Source organism: Cupriavidus alkaliphilus, assembly GCF_900094595.1.
GTDB lineage: Bacteria > Pseudomonadota > Gammaproteobacteria > Burkholderiales > Burkholderiaceae > Cupriavidus > Cupriavidus alkaliphilus.
In genome coordinates this window covers 218,832-243,978 of the sequence record NZ_FMAD01000011.1, presented here as the reverse complement: position 1 = coordinate 243,978, position 25,147 = coordinate 218,832, and the positions used below count along the sequence as shown (strand labels likewise).

Here is a 25,147-nt window from a genome sequence, read left to right as displayed (position 1 = left end):
GCTTCGCCTGCACAGGACTTCGATGCCGACTACGCTCTCTCCCTTCCCTCGCCACGTTTCCTTCGCCGCAGACCCCGCGCTGCGCTGCGAAAGCCGCTTCGACGGCGCACAGCTTACCGTCGCGCAAGCCGCCGCCGCACCGGTCCGCTTCGCGCTGGACGGCGACACCCTGCGGCTGCTCGAGACCGAGGCCGATGCCGCCGCGCTGGCGCATGCCGCGATGGCGGCGCTGGACGCCGCGTTCGCCCACGGCGCGCCCCGCACGCTGCGCGTCCAGCTGGAGTCCCGCGACGCCGGGCAACGGCTGCAGGCGCTCGGCGTGCTGGTGCCCGATCCGTCCGGCGCGCGCGGCAGCGTGGCCCATGCCGAGCTGCTGTGGCAACGCCCCGAGCTTTACCTTGCGCCAGCGGCCGGGCCGTATCCGCTGCGCTATGCGCTGACCGACGGCAAGCGCCATCCGCAGCGCGCGCCCAAGCCGCACGGCGTGGTCTATGCGCGCCATATCCCGTGGCTGGACCAGACCCTGACGCTGCGCGCCGCCGAGCTCGAGCGCGACCTGCCGCTGCTGCACCGCTGGATGAACGACCCCGACGTAGCGTACTTCTGGAACGAGGAAGGCGACGAGGCCAAACATCGCGCCTACCTGCAGGGGCTGCTCGACGACCCGCACATGCTGCCGCTCATCGCCGCGTTCGACGACGCGCCGTTCGGCTACTTCGAGGTGTACTGGGCCAAGGAGAACCGCATCGCGCCGTTCTACGACGCGCACGACCACGACCGTGGCTGGCATGTGCTGATCGGCGAGCCGGCGTTCCGCGGCAAGGCCTTCCTGACCGCGTGGTTTCCCGCGATCCAGCACTACCAGTTCCTCGACGATCCGCGCACCCAGCGCATCGTGGGCGAGCCGCGCGCCGACCATGTGCGCCAGATCGCCAACCTCGACAAGGCCGGCTTTTCCAAGGTCAAGGAGTTCGACTTCCCGCACAAGCGCGCCATGCTGGTGATGCTGCTGCGCGAGCGCTTCTTTGGCGAACACCTGCTGCTTCCCTCCCTGGCCTCTTCTTCGACTGCTCAGCAAGGACCGAACCCATGACGCTACGCGAGATTCCCCCGGCCGCCCACGACCTGATCGGCATCGGCTTCGGGCCGTCCAACCTGGCCTTGGCGATCGCGCTGCAGGAGCAGGCCACGGCCGGCCGCCCGCTCGACGCCCACTTCATCGAGAAGCAACAGGACTACCAGTGGCACGGCAATACCCTGGTGGCCCAGAGCGAGATGCAGATCTCGTTCCTGAAGGACCTGGTGTCGATGCGCAACCCGACCAGCCCGTACAGCTTCATCAACTACCTGCACCGCCACGGGCGCCTGGTCGATTTCATCAACCTGCGCACCTTCTACCCCAGCCGCATGGAGTACAACGACTACCTGCGCTGGGCGGCCAGCCACTTTGCCGCGCAATGCAGCCATGGCGAGGAAGTGGCGCGGATCGAGCCGGAAGCCCGGGACGGGCGCATCGGACGCGTGCGGGTGGTGTCGGTCGATGCGCAGGGCCGCGAGCGCACGCGGCTGGCGCGCGCCATCGTGCTGTCGACCGGCGGCACCCCGCGCATTCCCGAAGCGTTTGCCGGCCTGCGCGGCGACCCGCGCCTGACCCACCACAGCGGCTACCTGAACTGGATCGGCGCACAGCCCTGCGCCGGCGGCAAACCCATGCGCATCGCCGTGATCGGCGCCGGCCAGAGCGCCGCCGAAGCCTTTATCGACCTGCACGACAACTATCCTTCGGTGAAGGTGGACTGGATCATCCGCGGCGCGGCGCTGAAGCCGGCCGACGACAGCCCCTTCGTCAACGAGATCTTTGCGCCGGCCTACACCGATGTGGTGTTCGAGCAGGCGCAGGCGGGCCGCGACCGGCTGATCGACGAATACCTGAACACCAACTACTCGGTCATCGACGCCAACCTGATCGACCAGATCTACGCCATGCTGTACCGGCAGAAGGTGTGCGGGCAGTTCCGCGTCAACCTGCTGACCTGCAAGGCGGTGCAAAGCGCGCAATGCAGCGCCAGCGGCATCGAGCTGGCCATCGCCGCCACCGCGCCGGGCGCGCCGGCCGACACCGACACGCGCCGCTACGATGCGGTGGTGCTGGCCACCGGCTACGAGCGCGAAAGCCATCGCCGGCTGCTGGCGCCGCTGGCGCGCTACCTGGGCGACTTCAGCGTGGACCGCAACTACCGCGTGCAGGCCTCGCCGGAGCTGGCGGTGCCGGTGTACCTGCAGGGCTTCTGCCAGAGCAGCCATGGCCTCAGCGACACGCTGCTGTCGGTGCTGCCCGCGCGCGCCGAGGAGATCGCCGGCGACATCCACGACGCGCTCGCCGGCGAACGCCGCTGGATGGCGCAGCCGGCTCAGGCCGGCGGCACCCAGGCGATCGCCGCCGCATAGCCGTCCGGAGCGGCAAGCCGGTACAACCGCATCCGCGCCAGCGCCGCCGCATGCCCGGCGAGCTGGCCGGCGAACTGGCCGGATTCCGGCACCACGGCGAGGCGGCCCGCGCCGCCCCGCCCATCCGCCACCACCGACACATGCTGCAGGTGGTCGGCGATCCCCAGGCCCAGCGCCTTCAGCAGCGCCTCCTTGGCGGTCCATAGCAGGAAGAACGCACGCGGCCAGGCTTCGGCCGGCAACAGCGCCAGCCACGCGCGCTCGCGCGGCGTCAGGCAGTGCGCGGCCAGCTCGCGCATCGCCGCCACACCCAGGGCCGGGTCGATCCGCTCGATATCGACGCCGACCTCCCCGCCTGCCTCCGCCAGCGCGATCCACGCGTAGTCCCCCGCATGCGCAAGGTTGAACGCCGGTGCCGCGATGCCCTCGAGGTAAGGCTTGCCATGGCTGCCCGTGCGGAAACGCAGCGTCGACGGCAAGCACTCCAGCCGCTGCGCCAGCACGGTGCGCAAGGCCACGCGCGCGCCCGTGAAGCGCCGGCGGTCAGCGGCTTGCCGCAGCGTGGCGCAGTACGCCTGCTCGGTGGGGCCAAGGCAGCTGGCAGACGCAATCGCCGCCGCATGCACCGGGTCGGCCAGGTCTACCTGCCACAGCGACAGCTGCGGCACCGGTGCCGGCAGGCCGCGCGGAAAGCCGGCATGGGGAAGGTTTCGACAGTCCATCCGTGTCTTGACGAATGGCGGCGACCCAAATTTAGGAAGCCCCAGCGGACTGGGAAACGGCCTGGCGCCCACTGCGTCCGCCCCTAGACGAAGCATCCGTCGAGAAATTTAATTTCTCTCATATGCCGAAACGGTGCCATTAATTTCAATCTTGGTAACATCTGCGTTACGTTTTAATTAATTGCGAATCATTCGCATTCGTATTAACGTACAACTCCGCACTGCAGCAATCCCCAGGAGCCGCCCCCAATGCTTTCCCTGACCGAACCAGGCCTACACGCCGCTCCCCTCCTGGCAGGCGATTCCCTGCTCGGACTATTCGTAGCCAATCGGCGCGCGCTGGTCGGTGCCGCGGCGCGCATCGTGGGCACCCGCGACCAGGCCGAGGACGTGGTCCAGGACGCCTTCCTGCGCCTGCGCGGCATGGCCGACGAGCCGTCGATCCGCTGCCGGCTCAGCTACCTGTTCCAGGTGGTGCGCAACCTCGCCATCGACACCTACCGCCGGCAGACACTCGAGCAGAAATGGATGGCGCCCGAAGACGAAGGCATCAACGCGCCGTCGCCAACCACCACGCCCGACATCATCGCGATGGACCGCCAGGCGCTGTGCGCGCTGGCCGGCGCGCTGGCGGAACTGCCCGAGCGCACCCAGCGCGCCTTCGAGATGTGCCGGCTGCAGGGCATGACGCAGAAGGAAATCGCGTCGGAACTGGGGGTTTCGCCGACGCTGGTGAATTTCATGGTGCGCGACGCCTGCATCCATTGCCGCGCCAGGCTGACCCGGCAACAAGCGATCTGAGCGTGCCGCGCTGGTCCTGCCGCTACGTCGCCGCGAACCGCTCCGCCAGGAACGCCGCGCACGCCGCCCACGAGCGCCGGTCGGCCGCGGCATCATAGACAATGCCGCGCTCCGGGAAGTCGGCACCCTCGAACGTAAACGCATGCCGCGCATGGCCATAGGCATGCAGCTGCCAGTCGGCCCCGGCCTGGGTCAGCTCCGTTGCGATGCCGAGCACATCCGCGGGCGGCGCCACGGGGTCTTCCCAGCCATGCAGCAGCAGCACGCTGGCGTCGATCGGCCCTTGCGTGCCGATGCGCGGCGGCTGCAACACGCCGTGGAAGCTGACCGCGGCCACCAGGCCGGGCGCCGCGGCGCGTGCCAGGTCCAGCGCGCACAGGCCGCCGAAGCAGTAGCCCACCGCGGCCATGCGCTTGGGGTCCACGCCGGGCAAGCGCGTGGCCGCTTCAAACCCGGCCAGCAGCCGCCGGCGCAGCAGGCGGCGGTCGGCCATCAGCGGGTCCATCAGGTGCGCGTTGTCGCCCTGCTCGTCGCCGCGCACGCCCTTGCCGTACACGTCGGCGGCAAAGCAGGGATAGCCCAGTGCCGCGAAGCGATCGGCGCAGCGACGCATCGCCGCGTTAAGACCGCTCCACTCATGAGCCAGCACCACGCACGGCGTACGTGACGCTGCCATGCCGGCTGGCCTGGCGACGTAGCCCTCGAAAACCGTGGTGCCATCCGTGTAGGAGATAAAGCCGCGCTCCGGCGGCAGGCTTGCAGCGTTCATGGTTCCTCCGTTCAGGCCGCCAGCATGCGGCCGCGCGGGAACGCTGTATTGAACGTTTGGGACGTGCTTGGCGTGCGCCGGCGGCGCGCCAGTCAGAGGTAGAACGCGGGCGCGCCGGCCGGGCGCTGCCCGAAAGACGCCGCCAGCGGCGACTGCCCGCCGCGCGCATACGCGCCCGGCGTCTGCGCCACGCGGCGGCGCCATGCGCGGATCTGGTGGGCCTGGTCGCTGTAGCCGTGCAGCGCGTCGCCCGCGCCGCACTGCACCGCCTGGATGCTGTGCTGCAGGCGCTCCAGCTCCATCAGCTGCTTTGGGCCCAGCCCCAGCTGCTGCTCGAACCAGCGATTCAGCTGGCGCCGGCTGACCGCCATCAGGCTGGCGACTTCCTGTACCTGCCGGCCCTGGCGCAACAGCGCGTGCGCCGCGCGCATCGACGGCAGCGCCGCCGGTTCCCGCAGCGCGGACAGCCGGCGCAGCAGCCATGCATCCAGCCGCGCAACGATGCGCGCCGGCATCCAGGCGGCGCTCAGGTCGGCGCTGAGCGCGTGGCTGGCCTGGTCGCCCAGGTAGCCCGCGAGGTCCAGCAACTGGTCCCTGCAGTCGGGCCCGATGCCAGGAAACAGGCGCGCCAGCCCGGCGCCGCTGAGCATGGCCATGACGAAATACGTATCGGACCACGACTGCCAGCGCCGGCTGGCCGACTGGAAGCCCAGCAGCGACACCGCCGGCACGGTGGGACCGCCCACCATCGCGTTCGGACGCCCGAAGTTGACCGACAGCACCGCGCCCGGGTACGGACAGGTGGTGATATCGCTGCCGGCGTAGGCGCCTTCCAGGTCCTGCACGAACCAGTAGCCGTCGACATAGGGCGTCAGGGATGGGCAGGGAGCATGCACCTGAAACATGGCGGCGTCGCGCACGGGGCGGGATGGGTTGGCACAGGCGTACGTTTATCACAGGGCGCCCGGTCCGGGCGGGATCTTCCGGTCCAACAAAAAAAGGCGGGCTTCCGAAGAAGCCCGCCCGTTCCGTGGCGAAACGCCCGGGTGCCTGGCGTATGCGCCGTGTCCGCTCCACTCAGGCCGGTACTTGCGTGCCGGCTGCCGCCGTCTCCTTGGAGTACAGGCTCCTGGCTGTCGCGACGTGGCTCTTCAGCACCGGCCGCAGCACCATGATCGCCAGGAAGGCCGCGGTCAGGTCCATCGCGGCCACCGTGTAGAGCACGGTGGACCAGGTGCCGGTCGCTTCCATCATCAGGTTGCCGATCGGCACGAACAGTGCGCCGATGCCCTTGGCGGTGTAGAGCACGCCGTAGATCTTGCCGATGTGCTTGGTGCCGAAGGCATCGCCGGCGAGCGCCGAGAACAGCGAGTAGACCTCGCCCCAGGCCAGGAATACCACCCCGGACAGGATCAGGAACGCGTACGGGTTGCTGCCGAAGTAGCCCAGCGCGATGATGCCCAGCCCTTCCAGCGTGAAGGCGATCACCATGGTCTTTTCGCGGCCGATGTTGTCCGAGATCCAGCCGAACAGCGGACGCGAGATCCCGTTCATGATCCGGTCCAGCATCAGCGCCAGCGGCAGCGCGGCCATCACGAAGAAGTGCAGGTCGACCTGGAACTCCTTCACGCCGAGGTCCTTGGCGATTACGCCCAGCTGCGCCACGGCCATCATGCCGCCGGTAACGACCAGCACGAACATCAGCAGCATCAGCCAGAACAGCTTGGTGCACAGCGCTTCCTTGAGCGTGTAGTCGCGCGTGGCCTGGACCAGCTTGGCCGACGCCCGGACTTCATGCGACTTGGGCGAACGCAGGAACCAGGCCGCGACGAAGGCGAGCGAGCCCTGCAGCAGGCCGAAGAACAGGAAGGTGTGCTGGAAGCCCTGCGACTCGATCATCGCCGCGATCGGCAGGATGGTCGCCGCCGAACCCGCGCCATAGCCGCCGGCGGTCAGGCCCACGGCCAGCCCGCGGCGGTCCGGGAACCACTTGAGGGCGTTGTTGATGCAGGTGGCGTAGATCGAGCCCACGCCCAGCCCGCCCACCGCCGCGCCGACGTAGAAGCCCATCAGCGTGGTCGCCTGCGAATTGATGCACCAGGCCGCGCCGATGAACACCGCGCCGAACGCCACCATCATGCGTGGCCCGAACTTGTCGATAAAGTAGCCTTCGATCGGCGCCAGCCAGGTCTGCACCAGCACGAACACGGTAAACGCGATCTGGATGCTGGCGCGGGACCAGCCGTAGGTGTCCTGGATCTCCGGGACGAACAGGGTCCATGCATACTGGATGTTGGCGGTGGCGATCATGCAGACCACCCCCACGATCAGCTGGATCCAGCGTGTGCCTTCCGGGACCTGGTGATTGACGCCCATCCCCATTGCCGATGGATTACTCATTGCGCGCTCCTTGAATAGATTGGCCATTAACTCGCGACAGGGCGGAGGAATATACGGTCGCGCTGCGCCTCAGCTTAGGGATGGCTGCTGGCATTTCATGTCTCCTAATGTCATTGGCATTTGTTTGCCTCTTATCACGACGCGACCTGAGGTCTCCGCCCTCACCTCTCTCTCAAACTTTGGAGCGGCGATGGGATACACAGTATGTGATATATCAACGAAGTCAAGCGAAAGCCGGGGCAGGGTTTTCACTGAATTAATGCCAGTCATGGCTGGGCGGCCGATATTCACGACAAAATCGCATCAGAAGCTGTATGCAAAAGCTGGCCGCGGTAACGGATGACTGCCGCAATCCCTTTGCTGGCGCGGAAGCCCAGCGCAAGCTCCGGCATCGATGAGTATTTCTTCTGAATCGGCCGCGGTCACAACCGCGCATTATCATTACAACATTGTCATGATGCCGACCGCGCCATGATGACAAGTTTGTCATGATAATCTGCCGCCACCCGCGCAGATTCCGGCTAAATGCCACCGATTAATCTCGCGCCGACATAAAAAAAATGCCCGCAGGCGAACCTGGCGGGCTGAGGCATGGTGCGTGACATCGGCCGCAACATGTAGTTGCAGTTATAGGCGATAAATGGCATCGGTCAAATACCGCAAATGGATTTTACGCCGATTAATGGGCAAACTCAGAGAAAACCCTGAGCAAGTCTTTCGGCCGCACCGCCGATTATGTGGAAAGCCACCTCGATTATGACAAGCCTGTCATTTTCAACCGGCGTTTAAAAACCGGGGTGGGCGCGGCGCTGGCTGCCCGGTGTAGACGAAAGCGTCATCGCACGCGCCTGGAATAGACCAAACAGCAAGCGCAGTAGAGCGCCTGGTAAAGCCGGCCCGCAGGCCGGCAGGCCGGCCCCGCTGCGCGCCGGCCTCATAGATGAATTGATAAAAATTTGGCGGCGAGTAGATGTTTTGGTAAGTCCTGTAGAAGCTATGGTAAGCTCCGCGGGCATCTGCCTTACGTTTCACCAAGCTCCGCATGGCTCATGCACCACTAGGCTACGACGCCCTGATCCGCCAGTTCGGCCTGCGCGTGCCGCCCTTGCGCTGCACCTCCGCGCTTGGCGACAAGACCGGCGTGCTCAGCACGCATACCGGCCCCGATGGCACCACGCGCACGGTCTACCCCCGCAACCGCTACCGCGGCGGCGACACCACGGTGGACCACCTCACCTTTGCGCTGAAGAAGGAACAGCTCGACCTGACCGTGCTGGCGGCGCTGTTCGAGCAGCCGCAGGCGGTGCAGGATGTGCGCGCCTGGCTGGCGGCCACGCCGACCTCGCGCTATGCCCGGCTGAGCGCCTTCTATGCCAAATGGCTGGCCGGGGCACAGTTCGATTACAAGCTGCCGGCCGGCGCGCCGCGGGTGCTGGCGCTGGACGAGGCGGAATACGTGACCGGCCCGTCAACGCCCGACCTGCAGTTCGGCATCCAGAACAATCACCTCGGGCCGGCGGCATTCTGCCCGGTGGTGCGCCGTACCGAGAAGCTGGCGCGCTGGATCGCCGCCGACCTGCCCGGCCGCGTGGGCAGTGCCATCCGGCACCTGGAGCCGGAGTTGCTGGCGCGCGCGGTGGACTATCTCTACCTTGCCGAAACCCGCTCGACCTATTCGATCGAGCATGAGATTCCCGATAACCAGCGCGTCGCCAAATTCCGGCGGCTGCTGGAATATGCCGGCCAGCGCGCGCCGCTGACCGAATCCCAGCTGTGCGAATGGCAGAACGAGATCATCTCGGGCCTGCGCGCCGAATACAGCTTCCGCGACCAGCAGAACTGGCTGTCGCGCGGCGGGCGGCTGCGCAATATCGCCGACTATATTCCGCCGCCGCCGGCCCAGCTGGGGGCGATGATGGACGGCATTGCCGCGGTCGCGGGACTGGTCGAATCCCACGCGGCAAACCCGATCGTGGTGGCGGCGTGCGTGTCGTTCGGCTTTGTCTTTGCGCACCCGTTCTATGACGGCAATGGCCGCCTGCATCGTTTCCTGATCCACCATCTGCTGCGCCAGGCCGGCGTCACGCCCGCGGGCGTGGTGCTGCCGGTGTCGGCGCGCATGCTCAAGCAGCTCGACGTCTACGCCGGCTTGCTGAAGGCCTATTCCGCGCCGCGTACCGCACTGCTCAACTACGCGCTGGATGCGGACAGCGACACCATCCTGATCAAGTCGCCGCAGCCCTACTGGCTCTATGCCTCGTTCGACGCCACCGCGCTGTGCGAATTCGTGTTCGAGTGCATCGAGCAATGCGTCGAGCAGGACCTGGCGCAGGAAATCCAGTACCTGCGCGCGTACGACGCCAGCGTGACCCGGCTCGAAAGCTGGCTCGACCTGCGCCAGTCGCGCCTGTCGAACCTGATCGACCTGATCGTGCAGAACCACGGCGAGCTGTCGCGGCGCAAGCGCAAGCTGTTCGAGGACATCACCGACGCCGAGCTGGCGCGCATCGAAACGGTAGTGCGCGACGAGTTTGCCGAATACCTGGAGCGCCACGGCAGCAACTGAAGCGCGGCGCCCCCCCCGCTGCCCTATCGCGTCACGTCCTATCGCGTCACGTCCAGCTCCCAGCCAGGCTCCAGGTGGTCGGGGTTGTCGGCGAGCCGATAGCGCGGATTCAGGTTGATCAGTTCGCGCAGCGCGAAGTTGGCCACCTGCTGGTCCGGCGTCATCGCCCGCGCCTGCGCCTCGGCCTTCTGGCCGTCGGACAGCAGCGTGTCGAGATGCGCGCCGGCAATGCCCCATAGCGTGGAACTGGCGACGTTGTCCGGGCTGTAGGGCTGCACCCGTACCGGTCCGGATGCGGGGCGCTCCCTCGGGGTCTGGCTGGGTGGTTCTTTCGGCGGCTGCTGCGGCGGCGTGGGTACCCCGGGATCGGCCGTCGGCGGGGTCGACGGGCCACCGCCGGGGGTCGGCGTCGGCCGCGGCGCGCCCTTGTCCTCGTCCTTGAGCAGCTCCACCAGGATCTTGGCGCCAAAGTTGACGATCACGCCGCCGCCCAGCAGCACCAGCCCCTTGGGCATGGCGCGGCCGAAGAAATCCCATTTCTGCGCCAGCCATGGCGTGACCGGCTTGTCCACGGCATCGGGATTGGCCGCCTTGGCCAGCCGGTTTTTCTCGGCGTTGATCAGCTTCTGCTCGTTGCGCGACTGCAGGTGCGCGCCGATGCCGAACACCGCCAGGCTGCCCGCCTCGATCGCGCCGACCACGCCGCCGGTATGCATCATGTCGGCCGCGGCCAGCGGCACCGCGCCGACCGAATACGCGTTCATCACGAACTTGCGCAGCCGCGCGCCCAGCAGCGCCGGCTGGGCCAGCCCGGTGTGATAACCCGCGCGGGCCGCGAAATTGACCGTGCTCAGCACCGAATTGGCGGCCAGGAACACCGCGCTGCTGTAGGTCAGCGGCTCGCCGATCTGGGTCACGCCGTGCTCGCCGAACCACAGCATGGTGTTGCCGTTGTTGATCGCCAGCGTGGTCAGCTGCAGCGCGTCGTTGACCTGCCCGGCGCGCGTATCGGGCGTCAGCAGCGAGGCGCCGATGGTGCCGATCACCGCCTGCGCCTCGCGGATCTTGTCGGCGGCCTCGGGCAGGTCCTTCTTGTCGGCGTGGTGGGCGTAGGCATCGAGCTGGTCCAGCGCTTTGGCAAACTTCTGCTGGTTGCTGTCGTTGATGCCCCACACCGCGGTGCCGGGCTTTTCGGTCAGCGTGCGGCGCAGCCAGGCGATATCGGCGGGCGTGTGCGTGCCGGCGCGCCGGATCACCTTGCCGGCATGCACGGTGCGCCCCATCGCCACGCTGCCGCGGTAGATGAAGCAGCCGGCGCTGGTCAGCACCAGGTTGGCACCGGTCTGGGCCGAGATCGCCGCGGCGCCGGAGGCGGCGGCGAAGGTGCCGGCCGCCGATACCGCCAGCGCGGTGCGCACCTTCCACGGCCGCGGACCATTGCTGCCGGGCGGCGGTGCGTTGCCGGCCGGGCCATGCGAGATGGTGGCGCGCACCACCCCGCCCGCGCCGCCCTCGCCGCCCCGGGTAACGTCGTCACGCCGGGCGCGCCCTGCCTGCTGCATCCGGTCCAGCATGCGGTACACCGCGCTCCCTTGCGACGCATCCGAGCCGGTCTCGACATGGGTCAGGTCTGCGACCTTGACCGCGCCGTCCGGGAACAGCGCGAACTCCACGTCGCCCAGGTGCAGGCCGCGCGTCTTCATGGTGTCGACCAGTGCGGCGATATCGCGTGCCGAGCGGTCGTTGAGCAGCTCGGCATGCTGCGGCCGCAACTGGCCGGCGCCGTCGAACAGGTCCTTGGTGCTGGCCGCGTAGCGCTCATAGCCGATGGCCGGGCGCCCGAATGCCTCGAACGACTCCGGCCCGAAGCTACGCACGGTATTGAGCCCGTGCGTGCCGGCGGCCTCGGCCATGGCGGCGCGCTCGCCGTGGACCATGTCGCCCAGCCAGGCCTCGTTGGCAATGCCGACCGCCAGGTCCTTGCCCAGCGCGAACACGGTCTTGGCGCCGCCGCTGCCGAGCCGCGGGCCAAGGTAGGTCTCGAGCCGCACCCGTTCGCGGGTGCCATCGGGCCGTCGCAGGAACACGTTGCCGTGATGGTCGATCTTGAAACTGTGGCCGGCGTAGGGATCCGGCTGCGGCGACAGGCGGCGCCAGCGTCCGGGCTGCGCCAGGTCGATCTGGCTCTTGGCCGGGTCCTGCGCGTAGGCGCCGCGGCGCAAGCCGAACTCCGGCACCAGCACGTCGGTGCGCATCACGTCGGCCACCTGCTGCGCCAGCATGCGTCCCTGCGGCGCATGCGCGCCGTCCAGCGCCAGCACGATGGGCTGGCCGGGCTCCCAGTCATGCGCCAGCTGGAAGGCGAGTTCGTGGGCGCCGATGCCCTCGCCTCCCTCGCCGCGCAGCCCGCCCTCGGGGCGCACGGCGCCGACCACCACCAGATGATCCCGGGGCGCGTTGACGCGCACCGCCGGCTCGCCCAGCGCCAGTTCGGCCCAGCGGTCCGGCGTCTGCCGCCAGCTGGCCGGCACCGGATCGCCCGCGGCGCGCGCGCCATGCGAGCGCACCGGCTTGCCGCCGCTGGTGACTGCCACCACCGGCAGCGCCGGCATCGCGCCGTGGAAGCGGCCGCCGTCCTGCACATGCACCGGCGCACCTGACGCGGCCATGGTGGCGGGATCGGCGGCCACGCGCAGGCGCGCGCCATAGGCCAGGTCGCTGCCCGGCGCGCGGAACGCGTCCACGTCCAGCCGGCCGTCGGCGCCGTAGACGCGCGCGTTCAGCCCGGTGGCCAGTTGCTGCACCAGCGACACCGCGCCGTCCTGCCCGTAGCAGCCGTACAGCACCACCGGCATGCCTTCCTGGTAATCCGGATGCGCGCGGATGCGGTCGATCACCGCCGGCGCATCGAGCAACGGCCGCGGTCCGTCGTCGCGGCCGCCGGCGCGCATCGCGATGCCGCCGAACAGGCCCTCGGCGCGCACGGTGAAATGCCCGGGAATCTGGGGCACCGACACCGCCACCGCCTCATCGCCAAAGGTCTTCTGGCCGGCCTGCTGCGCCAGGTCCAGGTCCGCGCGCCCGCGCGGAAACTGCTCCAGCTGGGCCAGCACGTCGATGCGGCGGCCGTCCTGCTGGCGCACCAGCGGCAGGCCCGCACGGAAATCGTCGGGCAGCGCGGCGCGGATCTCGCCGTGGTAATCCGGATTCAGCGCAAAGCCTTCCGCGTGCGGCTTGTGCCCGCGCAGCGACAGCGGCACGGTGCCGATCACGCTGCGCGCGTCGACCGCCCCGTGCCGCGCCGCCTCGCGCTGCGAGACCATGGCGATGCGGAAGTTGCCGCCCGCCTGCAGCGCCGGGCCGAGGTCGCGCATGGCCTGCTGCAGCGACAGGAACGACGCTTCCGGCAGGCCCGCGCGCAGCGGCACCGACAGCCCATCGCCATGGGTCACCACGTAGTGGACGCCGGCCAGGCGCCCGCCGGAGCTATGGATGCCGTCGACCGTGGCCTCGATCGCGGCGCGGCTAGGCGCGCCGTCGCGCACCGACCAGCTGCCGTCGCGGATCGCCGGCCGCCCCGCGGGCATGGCCGCCCGCTCGCTGCCGGCGTCGTCGGCGCGACTGGTGGAGGTGGCTTTGCGCGGCAGCTGCCCGCCGTGCGCGACCACCGCTTCGGCGGCGTCGGCCAGCGGCGTGCGCGCCGGCGCCGGCCCACCCGGCAGCGGTGCGCGCGCGGCACCCGGCCCGCGCGGCTCGCCGCCGGCGGCGGCGCGTCCGTACAACGTGATCACCGCCTGGTGCACCTCGGTCGAGAAGCCATCCACCGTTGCCACCCGCTCGCGCGAGACACCGTCGACGGCGCCGGCATCGGCCGCGGCCTGCAGCACGCGGCCCAGTTCCTCGGGGCTCTGGAAGCGTTCCGGCATATTGCCCCGGCGCAACAGCAGCGCCGAGACCGCGTACGCGCCCCAGTTCGACACGCTGGCGGTGACCACATGGTCCACCGGCACCACCGCGGCGATATCGCTGCCGTCGAGCGCGCGCGGGATCAGCCCGCCGACGCCGCCCATGCCGGCCTCGTTGCCGCCGTCGCCGACGCCCAGGGTCTCGATGCCGTCGATGGCATTGGCTTCCAGCACGATCTGGTCCAGCGCCGGGTTGAAGTCGTCGATGCCGATGCCGCGCATATTGTGCTTGGTGCCGCGCGCGCTGCGCGACGGCAGCTCGATCGCCATCACCCGGTCGGGGCCGACCTCGCGCAACAGCGCACGGGCCGGTTCGGCGGCGCTGTCGATCGGTTCATCGAACACGCGGATATTGTCCAGCGGCTCGCCCATTTCGCGCAGGATGCCTTCCAGGATCGGCCGGTTGGCCGAATCCACCACATAGGTCACCTGCTTGCCGCGCAGCCGCAGCGCGCGGCCCAGTTCCGCGGTGCCCGGGGGCCCGTCGGTTTCCGGCATGTCCTTGGCCACCGAGAAGCCGGTCACCAGCATCACGTTGCTGGCGTCTTCCAGCGACGCCGCCGCGCGCTCGGCGCCGCCCGGCATGTAGAACTCGCGCAGGCCGCGGCCGATGTAGTTGAAGCTGATGCGGTCGACCGGAGACAGGTGGCGTCCGCCGTCGACCAGCGCCAGCGCCGGCGACACGTCGGCGGCCTCGCCGAAGGCGGTCTTGAAGACCCGGATATCGGGGCGCCGTCCCATCGCGTGCGCCAGGCCGGACACCCGCGACGGCTGGCCGGTGGTGAAGACGATGGTCGGCAGGGTCTTGTCGTCGGGCACCGCCGACGGGTCCAGCGGCTGCTCCAGCAGTGCGCCGCGGTCGATCAGGCCCTGGTCCACCAGCATCTCCACGCCCTTGCGCGCCTGGTACTGCATCGGGTCGATCAGCCTGACGTCGCTGCGGCCGATGGCATCTAGCTGCTGGCGCACCAGCGTTTCCAGCGCGGGATAGTGGGTGCAGCAGAACCACAGCGAGGTCGCGTCGGCGGGGATCTGTTCGGCGTTGATGTACTTGGCCACCAACCCCTTGAGCTGCTCCAGCTGCGGGCCGTCGGCCAGGTGCATCAGGTTGTTGACCGCATCGGCCCACTCGGTCGCGCCGATCTCCTTGACCGTGACGCTGCCGCCGCTGGCTTCGGCCACCGCTGTCAGGTAGGCATGCAGCTTCACCGTGCCGGGCGTGGCCACCACCACCGGGCGCGCGCCGCCCTCGGTAACGATCTTGGGCGCGGTCTGCATGATCAGGTTGACCACCTTGGCCTGGTGGGTGCCGGCCAGCGCCTCCGGGAACGCGGTGCAGGCGGTGTTGCAGGCAAACAGGTCGACCGCGCCCTTGGCCTTTTGCGCCGCGACCACGCCGGCGTGGACCAGGTTCACCAGGTCGCCGCGCTCGCGCCCGCCGTAGGTGCCGGCGGCATGGTCGGTAAAGGCCACCACCTGCACCGCCTTGCCGGTCATGGCATAGGTGTGGCGCGCGATGTTCTGCGCGGCCAGCAGGCCGCCGTTGCTGGAATCGAAGGCGGTGATGACGATCGCATCGTCCTGCACGCGGATGCCGAAGTCGGCCGGGTCGATCCCTTCGGGCAGGAAGCGCCGCTGGATGCCCTCGAACAGCTGCGCCATGTCGAGGCCCGCGGGCAGGCGCTCGGCCGCCTTCTGCAGCAGTTCGTAGACGCCTTTCTGCACGGTCTTGTCGTAGCCGCGCACGCTGGTGGCGCCGACTTCCAGCGTGACGCCGTCGCGCGCCTTGTGGCGCGCCATGGTGTCGAGCAGCGCGCCCACGGTTTCCACGCCGGGCATGCCGCTGTCGCGGCCCAGCGCGCGCTGCAGGCCGAAGCCGATCGCCTGCGCCGCCAGGTTGGAGTTCATGCCCGTCACCAGGTGGTCGGCGCCGACGTCGGACCAGCTGTCGGCCAGTTGCTCGGTCACCGCCATGTCGCGCAGCAGACGGTCGCGCGCGGCGCGCATGCCGGCCTCGTTGCCGTGGTCGCCCACGGCAATGGTGACCATGTCGGCCATGTCGTTGGCGTCGATCAGCAACTGGTCGAGCATGGCATTGCCGCGCACCCGCTCGCCGTTCTGGAGCCGGTATTCGTTGTTGGTGTTGCGCCCGGCCACTTCCACCGCCACCACCGCCTGCGGCTTGTGCATCGCCAGCAGCGCGCGCGACTGGCGCCCGGCGCTGGCAAAGTCCCTGGCCGAGAAGGTCTCGACGCGCGCATTGGGCTGGTTCAGGTCCTGGCGCAGCATCTGGCGCAGCGTGCGCGCATGGGCGCGGTCGGTGACATAGACCACGTCCTTGCCCAGCGAGGCCAGGTAGGCGCCGAGCGAGGCCGCCCCGACCGGGCCGTTGGTCTCGGCGCGGCCATGGGCGGTCAGCGGGCCGGTGACGATCATCACCGAGTCCAGGTCCGCCAGCGCGCGCGCGGCCATCTCGGCGCCATAGGGCACGCCGATGTTTTCCATGCTGCCGTCGATCCACAGCACATTGTCCAGCGGCGAGATCGCGTTCTGCCGCAGCGACATGCGCGCGGGCGCTTCGGGCCCATCGGCATGCGCCACCACCGCGGGGCCGTGGCTCACCGTGCGGCGCTGCACGCCGCCCTCGCCGTCGCCCGACGGGTGGCGCGGCGCGCGCGCCAGCGCCGGCGTGCCGGTGGCGGTGCGGCGGCGCGAGGCCGGCACGGGCGCGTCGGCGCGGCCGCTGCCGCTGCGCTCGCCCGAAGGGTTGCGCGCGGCGGACTCGGTCATATAGCGCGCCATGGCCCGGCTCATGGCGCGGTCCATCATGCCGTGGATCACCCGTTCCTGCAGGATCGCGCCGCGCGTGACCGCCATGTCGAAGGCCGCGGCGGTGCTGAGCCTGGCCGATTGCCAGGGCGTGAGCCGCTGCGGCGTGCGCAGGTCGCGCGCCGGGGTGGCGCCGCCGTCGGGCGCCGGGCGGTTGCCGCTGGCGCGCTCCGGGGTCGCGGGCCGGGCCGCGCCCGGGGTTGGTTCGCCGTCGGCCTGCTTGCCGGAGCGGCCGGATTGACCGTCGGCATCGGTGCGCGCGGGTGGCTGTGCGTCGGCATCGCGGCCAGGCACGCCGCGGCGCGTGGTGGGCCGCGTGGCGGAAGGCACGGGCGTGCCATCGCCGTCGCGGAACGCGCCCAGCGCTTCCGGACCCAGGCCGCGGCCCGGACCGTTGCTGCCGGCCAGGTCGCCCGCGCCGGTGCGCCCGCGCATGGCCTGGTAGCCGTCGCGCACCGACTCGCCGATGCGCTTCTGCAGCGCCATCGGCAGCATCTGCGTGGCGCCCATCAGCAGCATGGCGCCGTTCTGCAGCTTCTCGGACACGCTCATCTCGCTGCCGTGCTCGGCGAACATGGCGGCCTGCTGCAAGGTCTGCACGCCGCCGATGCCGAAGCCCACGCCGTTGAGCACGCGGCTGGCGGTGCCGTAGTGGCCGGCGCTGTGGCTCAGCATGCCGCCCGCCATCTGGCGCAGCGGGTTGGTGCTGCCGGCCAGCCGGGTGCCGGCGTTCATCGCCAGCGCGCCGGTCTTGGCCAGGCCCATGCCGCCCATGCCCGCCAGCGAGCCGGCCACGTTGAGCCACTGCGCCATCGCTTCCTGGCTGGCGAAGGGATTGACCGAGCGGCCATGGTCCGAAATATTGTCCAGCGCGGCCCACGAGGTACCGACGCCGTAACCCATGCTGCCCACCATGCCGACCCACGCCGCGGCCACCAGCGGCGTCAGCGTGCCGCCCGAGGCCACCGCCAGCACCCCGCCCGCGACCGCGCCCACCGCGGCCACGCCGAGGTTGACCCAGCCCCATACCTTCTCGCTGGTGGTGACGATATGGGCGTCCATCGCGGTGTAGTCGACGTGGCCGTCGCGGCCCAGGTCCAGGTTCTCGGCAAAGTACACCGTGCCCTTGTCGGAGAGCAGGTTGTTCTCCTGGAAATCGCGCTTCGCGTCCAGCTCTTCCTTGCCGTAGACGGCGCCCTGGTCGTCCACCCACAAGGTCTTGCCGTCCTTGCCCTCGAACTCGAACACCGCGGTCTGGTACGGCACCCCGCCGGGACCGGCCACGTACATCGGGATCGCCTTGACCGTGGTGCCGGCCTTGGCGTCGGCGGCGATCTGTTCGCGGATCGCGTTGGCGTCGCCCTGCGGCGCGCCCAGGGCGATGGCCTCGGACAGCCCCTTCTCGTCCGAGGCCTTCGCGCTGAGTTCTTCCTTGCGCATCGCCAGGCTGTCGAAGGTCTGGCGCAGGATCTCGTCCTTGTCGAGCTCGAAGCGCTGGTTGGCTTCCTTCGCCTCATCGGTGCCGGCGTAGTCCTCGCTGCCGCGCTGCACCGCGTTGCGCAGGTAAACGTCGGACATCACCGGCGCGTCCTTGCTCGACTTCAGCGACTGCTCGAACGCCGCCGACAGCCCGATGTGGCCCTTGGCGGCCGCGTCCTGGGCGCCGCCGTAGATGCGTCCCTGGCGCGACGAGCCGCCCTGGTTCATCATCATCAGCATGCTGACCTCGTTGTCGTGGTCGGTCAGCCAGCTGGCCGTGCCGGTCGCGGCCGGGGCCGTGCCGGGCTTCGCTTGCGGGTTGCGCGCGTAATACCCGGCATCGGCCGCATCGACCACCGCCGACAGGCCATGGTAGAAGTCGTCCCAGTCGTTGTATCCGGGCGACTGGCTGTTGTTGCGCCCGGTCCAGTCGTTGCTGTACTCGGTCTTCACCGTATCGAGCAGCGTGCCGGCGTCTTCCTCGATCAGGTGCGGCGCCACTTCCTGCAGGTACACGCCCACCTTGTCGGCGTACATCTTTTCCTGGCCGATGATGGGCCGGCCCTCGTCATCGTGGGTCTTGTTCTTCAGGTCCTTGTCCATCGACGCTTCGATCTGCGCCTTGAACAGGTCGCCGCTGAAGCGATCGTTGTGCACGTCGACGTAAAGCTGGCGTTCCTCGGGCGTCTGCGCGGCATCCGCGCCGGCCTTGCGGATCTGCAGCGCGCCGGTGACGTCGCCGCTGTCCAGCTTCTGGTCGATGCCGCGGGTCATGGCGTCCACCCGCAGCGGCACCGAGCCCTCCATGAAGCCGAGCATCCGGTTCAGGCCGCTGGCGGCCTGGTCGCGCTCGGCCTGGCTGAGCTTGGGGTCTTCGCTGCGCACCTTGAGCTGCTCGACGGTGTAGCCGAGCAGGCCTTTCTCGGCGACGCCCTTGTCGTAGGCGATCCGGGCCGGATCGGTCGCCGGCAGGTCGGGGGCCGGAACCAGGCTGTCCGCGCCCAGCGCCTTGTACATGACGTAGCCGGCCGGGTTGTGTTCCATCAGCGCGCGCTCGGCCTGCGGCAGGTCGCGCGGCGTGGTGGAGTTGGGATCGGTCTTGGCCTCGGGATCCAGCGTCAGCCCCTGCGCCTGCGCCATCGCCAGCGTGGTGGGGTCGTTCTGCGCCAGCTTGCGCTCGAAGTCGGTGGACGGCGTCAGGTGCTCCATCTCCCCGGCGATGCGTCCGCGCAGGTCGACCCGGTCGATCAGCTGGCCCATGCCGCCTTCGGTGCCGTAGCGCGCCTTCAGGTCCTGCACCGCCTGCTGGCGATAGCTGTCCGGCACCTTGACGCCCTTTCCAGACGCCAGCGCCTGCAGCTGCGCGTCGGCGTCGCTGACCTTGCCGTTGGCCAGGGTCAGGTCGTACGAGCGGTCCGCCATCGAGATGGTGCGGTCGTGCGGATCGTTGCGCAGGTCCTTCAGGGCCTGATTGGCGTCCTGCTGGTAGGCGTTCGCCGCGACCGTGTCGATCTCTTTCTGCATGGCGGCGAGGAAGGCCTCCTCGGCCTTTACCCGTTCCTGCTGTGCTTGCTGATGAGCGTCGCGCGCGGCCACCAGTTCATCGTCGGCCTCGAGCTCGAAGCGCCGGATGCCGCCGGGAATCTTCAGGTAGGCGGCCTGTTCCTCGTCGACCCTGGCGGCGGCCTGCTGCTCTTTTTCCTGCGCCAGCACCACGTTGAAGCGCGCGCCCTGGGTGTTGCGCGCCTCCTGGGTGCTCTCGTTTTTCAGGAATTGCGTCTTGGTCTCGTCGATGTTCAGCGCGACATTGGGATCGTCATAGCGCTTGCGGATCTCCTCGGCCTTGGCCTCGACCGCGGCCTTGACATCTCCGCCGGTGGCCGCGGCGTTGTTGGCGGCCACGCGCAGCTCGTTCTGCGCGCCGCCCATCACGTTGCCATACTTCAGGCCCAGCGGCTGCCACTGCTTGTCGGTCATGGCGCGGCCGTCGAGGTCGGCCACGACCTTGTCATAGGCGTCCTGCGCTTCCTGCTGCCAGCCATCGGTCAGTGCCCTGGCATCGCTTTCCTTCTTCTTGCGGGCTTCCTCGGCGGGATCGGTCCTGGGCTTCTCGGGCGCCGGCGCATCGACCTGCATCGCGCGGGGTGCCTGCACACCCGTGGTGCTGGTGGTGTAAAGCGCCGGCGTCACCGCGAGCGCCTGCGGCTTGTCCGGCTGGTCGGCGGGTTTCGCCTGCGGGTCTTGCTGCGTCTGCTGGGTTTGCTGCGACTGTTGCGCCTGCTGGGTGTTCTGGGCGTCCTGCTGGCGCTGGGTCTCGCGCGCCTCGGCCGCGCGCTGGGCACGCTCGGCGGCTTCGCGGGCGGCCCGTTCGGCGGCCTCGCGCGCGGCTTCGGCGGCGGCGCGGGCCGCGGCCTCGGCGGCCGCGCGCGCGGCAGCCCGGATGGCATCCATGAAATCCAGCATGACGCAAGTCTCCTGGCGACGCCGGCGCCTGCCGGCAGGTCAGACGGTTGCCGATGCCCTGGCACGCGGCCGGGTCACGGGCAGGCCGCGGGCATCATGCGCGCCGATTCTGCGCGCGTCGGCGGCGCAGGCCAACTATGGGAATTCGTAGGCCCGCGGCTGCCGGTGGAGTTGCCGGCAAACTACAGCCGGTTGTTGTCGAGGTCGGTCACCAGCATGCAGCCCGGCGCGTGGGTGATGCAGATCTCGGGCCGCGCCTCGCGGATCACGGCCTGCGGCGTGACGCCGCAGGCCCAGAACACCGGGATTTCATCGGCGTCGAGCGGCACCGCGTCGCCGTAGTCGGGCGACTCGATATCCTCGATGCCGATCAGTCGCGGGTCGCCGATATGCACGGGCGCGCCGTGCACGTCGGGATAGCGCGCGGTGATCTCGGTGGCCAGGATCGCGTCGGCGGCCCTGAGCGGGCGCATCGACACCACCAGCTTGCCCGACAGCCGGCCCGCCGGGCGGGTCTCGATCGCGGTGCGGTACATGGCGACGTTGCGGCCCAGGTTGATGTGCTTGAGCGGCACATTGGCCGCCAGCAGCGCCTGCTCGAACGAGAACGAGCAGCCGATGGCAAAGGCGACGAAGTCATCGCGCCACAACTCGGTGATGCCGGTGGTCTCGTGGTAGGCATTGCCGTCGCGGTAGACCCGGTACATCGGCACGTCGGTGCGGATGTCGACGTCGCGCCCGAGGTTGCGGAACACCGGGTCACCCGGGTCGGTCACGTCGATCAGCGGGCAGGCCTTGCGGTTGAGCGCGCAGAACTGCAGGAAGTCATAGGCCCAGTCGCGCGTCAGGATCACGATATTGGCCTGCACGTGGCCGCGCGCCAGGCCGCTGGTGTGGCCGCGGTAGCGGCCCGCGCGGATCAGCTGGCGCAGTGCGGCGGGGTCTTCGGGCAGGAGCGAGGCGGCGTGCTGGAGCGGCTGGTTCATGGTCGGCAGGCGGGCGCCGGGCGGCGCGCAAAGTCGGGTTGGCCTGCCGATTCTGGGCGCGCGCCGGCGCTGGCGTCCAACAAATCTTTCGGATCGAGCGCGATAAAGGAATCCGATGACTACGAGCCCGCGTGGGGCGCCGCGGCGGGCGCCTGCACCGGCACCGCCATGTCCTCGCCGACCTCGGCGCAGAACTCCGCCACCACACCGGTGGCCAGCCCCACGATCGACTCGTTGACCTCCAGTCCCGCGCCGATGCGCCACGAGGCGACGATATCGAGCGCGGGCGGATGGTTCTCCACGTCGACCACCGACAGCGTGCCCTCGGCCAGTTCCTTGCGCACCAGTGCCGGCGGCACCGCGCCGATGCCGAAGCCGTCGCCGATCAGCCGCGTCATCGCCGCCACCGAGTTCACGCAGTTGATGCGCGGCGAGGCCACGCCGTTCAGGTGGAACAGGCTCAGGATGTCCTGGTGCGGGCGCGAGTTCTTGACGAAGGTGATGACGCGCTCGGCGGCCAGTTCATCGAGCGAGGCATAGGGCCGGTCACAGGCGGAACCGGTGGCGACGATCCAGCGGATCGGGTAGCGCGCCAGTTCGACATTGCGCACCGTTTCCAGCCGCAGCAGGTCGGTCTGGAAGATCACGTCGAGATAGCCCTTCTGCAGCTGGTCGCACAGGTTCAGCGCGGCATCGGCGGTCAGCTCGATCTCCAGCGCCGGGTAGGCCTGCATCGCGCGCTTGACCACGGTGGAGAGCCAGGTATGGATGACGGAGTCCATCGCGCCGATGCGCACCCGCCCTGCAATGGCGCGCGAACGGTCCAGCGACTGCCGCATATGGTGCATGGTGTTTACCATCTTCTCGGCATACTCCAGCACGCGCTGGCCCTCCGGCGTCAGCGTGACACCGCGCGAATCGCGCAGGAACAGCTTGACCCCCAGGTCCTCCTCCAGCACGGCGATGCGGCTGGAGATCGAGGCCTGCGTGCTGAACAGCTTCTCCGCGGTCAGCCGGAAGCTGCGCAGGCGGGCCACCCAGACAAAGGTTTCGAGAAAGCGCAGGTTCATGGGCGATGGGTAGGGGACGGTCGCTGCGGCGGCGCATCAGGACAGGCGCCGAGCCACCGAATCTACGCGATGACACGGTGGCAAACAAGCGTTTGACAGCGGCGCTCGGTAGCGTGCCATGCTGCCGCGCAGCATGGCCGGCGCGCCGCGCTCACGCCCCCAGCGGCGACGGCTGCGACGGCGTCGGCGGCTGGCGCGGCGGGATCAGTGCAGGGCCGCGCGCGGCGTCCTCCTCGGCCTCATGCTGCGCCGCTTCCGCCTGCGCCTTCATGCGCTGCAGCGCGGCCAGCATGTCGTCGCCCAGCGCCGCCGGATACTCCGCGCGCGCGCCGTCGGGCACGGCCGACGGATCCAGCCACATCTGCCAGGTCACGCGCGTGGTGCCCACGCCCTGCCCCGGCGCGGCCTGCAGCCGACCACGCGTAAGGCTGGAGAGCTTGCGGTAGCTGTAGGAGTACGGCCCCTTGTCGGTCAGCACGTCGACCGCCGGCAGGCCGCCGGCCTTGTGGACCATGCGGCGTACCGTGCCCGGGCTGCCACTGCCCAGCACCACGCGGCAGTCCTTGTAGACGGTGTCCCACTCCGGCACCGCGCAGTAGCCGCCGGCCAGCTGCCAGACGCGCGCCGGATCGGCCAGCACCTCGACCGAGCGCTCCACGGGGATCAGCTGCGCGTGCGCCGGCGCCTGCCACGCCAGCAGCAGCGCGGGCACGGCGAGCCGGAGCGTGGACAGGGTCAGTCTGGCAAGAGTCGACATAGGCAAGGCGGCACGCGCGCGTTCGGGGCAATGGGTGCAAGCCTAGCCGAGCGCGGCGGCGCGTGCCATTACCGAAGGCTCGTAGCGGCCGCGCCTGCGGCCCTGGCCTACGGGTTTCCGTAGGGTCGCGGCCAACCCGCATGCGCTGGCGCGCCGTATGCTTATGCCCTCGCGGGTCCGGGCCCGCGCGCGCCGCCGGGGCATCGGGGAAAACCCGCGGCCCGTGGTGATGGCGCCACGGGCCGGAACGGCGCCAGCCGCGCATTTACGGGCTTTCAGCACAGGAATCAATTTTTCTTATCGGCCGCCGCCCGAAAAACTAGTTGGACGCGGGCAGCCGTGCCTTTCAAGAATGCAGTCAGCGGGCGCACCGCAGGACGCGCTGCAACCGCGCACCGCCGCGCCATCGATACGCGCCAGCGGTAGCCGGCAACGCATGCCGGGACCACAAGGCAAGCGCCGCGCACCACGCGCGCTGCCACGGCCGAGCCAGACATCGCACGAGAGGAATGCATGGAAACGCAGATTGGCAGTATCCAGAGCCCCCAGCCATCATCGCCCGCCAACGCCGAGGCAGCACCGTCGCGCGGCTTTTTCTCCTGGTACCGCGACATCACCGCCAATGAGCGCCGCACCTTCTGGAGCTGCAAGGTCGGCTATGCGCTCGACGCCATGGACACGCAGTTCCTGAGCTTCGTCATCCCCACGCTGATCGCCACCTGGGGCATCAGCCGCGCCGACGCGGGCTTTATCGGCACCGCCACGCTGCTGACTTCCGCCGCGGGCGGCTGGGTCGCCGGCATCCTGTCCGACCGCATCGGCCGGGTGCGCACGTTGCAGCTGACCATCCTGTGGTTTGCCTTCTTTACCTTCCTGTGCGGGCTGGCACAGAACTATGAACAGCTGCTGGTGGCGCGCGCGCTGATGGGCTTCGGCTTCGGCGGCGAATGGACCGCCGGCGCGGTGCTGATCGGCGAAGCCATCCGCGCGCAGGACCGCGGCAAGGCCGTGGGCATGGTGCAGGCCGGCTGGGCCGTGGGCTGGGGGCTGGCGGCGCTGCTCTATGCGCTGGTGTTCTCGCTGCTGCCCGCCGAGACCGCATGGCGCGTGCTGTTCCTGATCGGGCTGCTGCCGGCGGTGTTCGTGATCGTGCTGCGCCGCCTGGTCAAGGAGCCCGAGGTCTATACCGAGCACAAGGCACGCGAGGCGCAGGTCAGCGAAAAGACCTCGTTCGCCGCGATCTTCTCGCCGCGCCTGCTCAGCATCACGCTGCGCGCGGCGCTGCTGACCACCGGCGCGCAGGGCGGCTACTACGCCATCACCACGTGGCTGCCGACCTTCCTCAAGACCGAGCGCGGCCTGACCGTGCTGGGCACCGGCGGCTACCTGGCGATGGTGATCGTCGGCTCCTATATCGGCTATGTCACCAGCGCCTACCTGACCGACCGCATCGGCCGCAAGCGCAACTTCATCCTGTTCGCGCTGGGCTCGATGACGATCGCGCTGGCCTACACGCACATCCCCGTCAACGACACCGTGATGCTGCTGCTGGGCTTTCCGCTGGGGTTCTTTGCCTCGGGCATCTTCGCCGGCATGGGCGCGTTCCTGACCGAACTGTTCCCGACCAGCGTGCGCGGCTCGGGCCAGGGCTTCTGCTACAACGTGGGCCGTGCCATCGGCGCGTTCTTCCCGTTCCTGATCGGCCATGTCAGCCAGCAGATGTCGCTGGGCCACGCCATCGGCATCTTCGCCGCGGCCGCGTATGGCGTGCTGATCCTGGCCGCGCTGACGTTGCCGGAAACACGCGGCAAGGCACTGGAAGCGTAGGGCGCAAAATGACACCGCCGCGGCCCGGCGCCGCGGCTCGCGTACACCACAATAAAAATCACGGC

The 25,147-nt window shown here is 69.3% G+C and carries 13 protein-coding genes; 5 read left to right on the top strand and 8 right to left on the bottom strand.

All coding sequences use genetic code 11. The features are described 5' to 3' along the window. Positions 1-22: 22 nt before the first annotated feature. Positions 23-1,093 carry a GNAT family N-acetyltransferase gene (locus tag GA0116996_RS22300; RefSeq protein WP_092315939.1) on the top strand — a complete coding sequence of 357 codons (1,071 nt, stop codon included), beginning with the start codon at positions 23-25 and terminating at the stop codon, positions 1,091-1,093. Then, on the top strand, positions 1,090-2,448 hold the full coding sequence (locus tag GA0116996_RS22295; RefSeq protein WP_092315937.1) for a lysine N(6)-hydroxylase/L-ornithine N(5)-oxygenase family protein: 1,359 nt from the start codon (positions 1,090-1,092) through the stop codon (positions 2,446-2,448). Before GA0116996_RS22300 ends, GA0116996_RS22295 begins: the two co-directional genes overlap by 4 nt. On the opposite strand, the gene GA0116996_RS22290 is transcribed toward GA0116996_RS22295, so the two are convergent. Beyond that, on the bottom strand, positions 2,412-3,170 hold the full coding sequence (locus tag GA0116996_RS22290) for a 4'-phosphopantetheinyl transferase family protein (RefSeq protein ID WP_092315935.1): 759 nt from the start codon (positions 3,168-3,170) through the stop codon (positions 2,412-2,414). The two genes, GA0116996_RS22295 and GA0116996_RS22290, sit on opposite strands and share 37 nt — an antisense overlap. A 249-nt stretch (positions 3,171-3,419) precedes the next feature. Between GA0116996_RS22290 and GA0116996_RS22285 the strand changes: the two genes are divergently transcribed. Continuing rightward, a complete protein-coding gene (locus GA0116996_RS22285; protein ID WP_092315933.1) occupies positions 3,420-3,971 on the top strand; it encodes an RNA polymerase factor sigma-70 in 552 nt (183 codons plus the stop codon). A gap of 22 nt (positions 3,972-3,993) precedes the next feature. Here GA0116996_RS22285 and GA0116996_RS22280 read toward each other — a convergent pair whose 3' ends face one another. The 3 genes from GA0116996_RS22280 to oxlT form a co-directional block, all read right to left on the bottom strand. Continuing rightward, positions 3,994-4,740 (bottom strand): dienelactone hydrolase family protein, encoded by a 747-nt coding sequence (locus GA0116996_RS22280; protein ID WP_092315931.1) that lies wholly within the window; start codon positions 4,738-4,740, stop codon positions 3,994-3,996. Positions 4,741-4,832: 92 nt separating this feature from the next. Next, complete coding sequence (locus tag GA0116996_RS22275; protein WP_092315973.1) at positions 4,833-5,645, bottom strand: helix-turn-helix domain-containing protein; 813 nt, start codon at positions 5,643-5,645, stop codon at positions 4,833-4,835. Positions 5,646-5,817: 172 nt separating this feature from the next. After that, entirely contained in the window at positions 5,818-7,140 is a 1,323-nt protein-coding gene (gene oxlT, locus GA0116996_RS22270) for an oxalate/formate MFS antiporter (protein ID WP_092315929.1), read from the bottom strand. A gap of 1,042 nt (positions 7,141-8,182) precedes the next feature. Between oxlT and GA0116996_RS22265 the strand changes: the two genes are divergently transcribed. After that, entirely contained in the window at positions 8,183-9,706 is a 1,524-nt protein-coding gene (locus GA0116996_RS22265) for a Fic family protein (RefSeq protein WP_092315927.1), read from the top strand. A 38-nt stretch (positions 9,707-9,744) separates the two neighbouring features. Here GA0116996_RS22265 and GA0116996_RS22260 read toward each other — a convergent pair whose 3' ends face one another. From GA0116996_RS22260 to GA0116996_RS22245, 4 genes are all read right to left on the bottom strand, one after another. Then, on the bottom strand, positions 9,745-20,442 hold the full coding sequence (locus tag GA0116996_RS22260; RefSeq protein ID WP_092315925.1) for an LWXIA domain-containing protein: 10,698 nt from the start codon (positions 20,440-20,442) through the stop codon (positions 9,745-9,747). Between the two features lie 182 nt (positions 20,443-20,624). Beyond that, the gene (locus GA0116996_RS22255; protein ID WP_092315923.1) at positions 20,625-21,428 is read right to left on the bottom strand and encodes a putative hydro-lyase; all 804 of its coding nucleotides are present in this window, start codon (positions 21,426-21,428) and stop codon (positions 20,625-20,627) included. Positions 21,429-21,547: 119 nt separating this feature from the next. Continuing rightward, on the bottom strand, positions 21,548-22,498 hold the full coding sequence (locus GA0116996_RS22250; RefSeq protein ID WP_092315921.1) for a LysR family transcriptional regulator: 951 nt from the start codon (positions 22,496-22,498) through the stop codon (positions 21,548-21,550). Positions 22,499-22,649: 151 nt separating this feature from the next. Continuing rightward, the gene (locus GA0116996_RS22245) at positions 22,650-23,255 is read right to left on the bottom strand and encodes an SRPBCC family protein (protein WP_092315919.1); all 606 of its coding nucleotides are present in this window, start codon (positions 23,253-23,255) and stop codon (positions 22,650-22,652) included. Between the two features lie 513 nt (positions 23,256-23,768). On the opposite strand from GA0116996_RS22245, the gene GA0116996_RS22240 reads away from it, so the two are divergent. Further along, positions 23,769-25,082 carry an MFS transporter gene (locus tag GA0116996_RS22240; protein WP_092315917.1) on the top strand — a complete coding sequence of 438 codons (1,314 nt, stop codon included), beginning with the start codon at positions 23,769-23,771 and terminating at the stop codon, positions 25,080-25,082. The last annotated feature ends 65 nt before the right edge of the window (positions 25,083-25,147 follow it).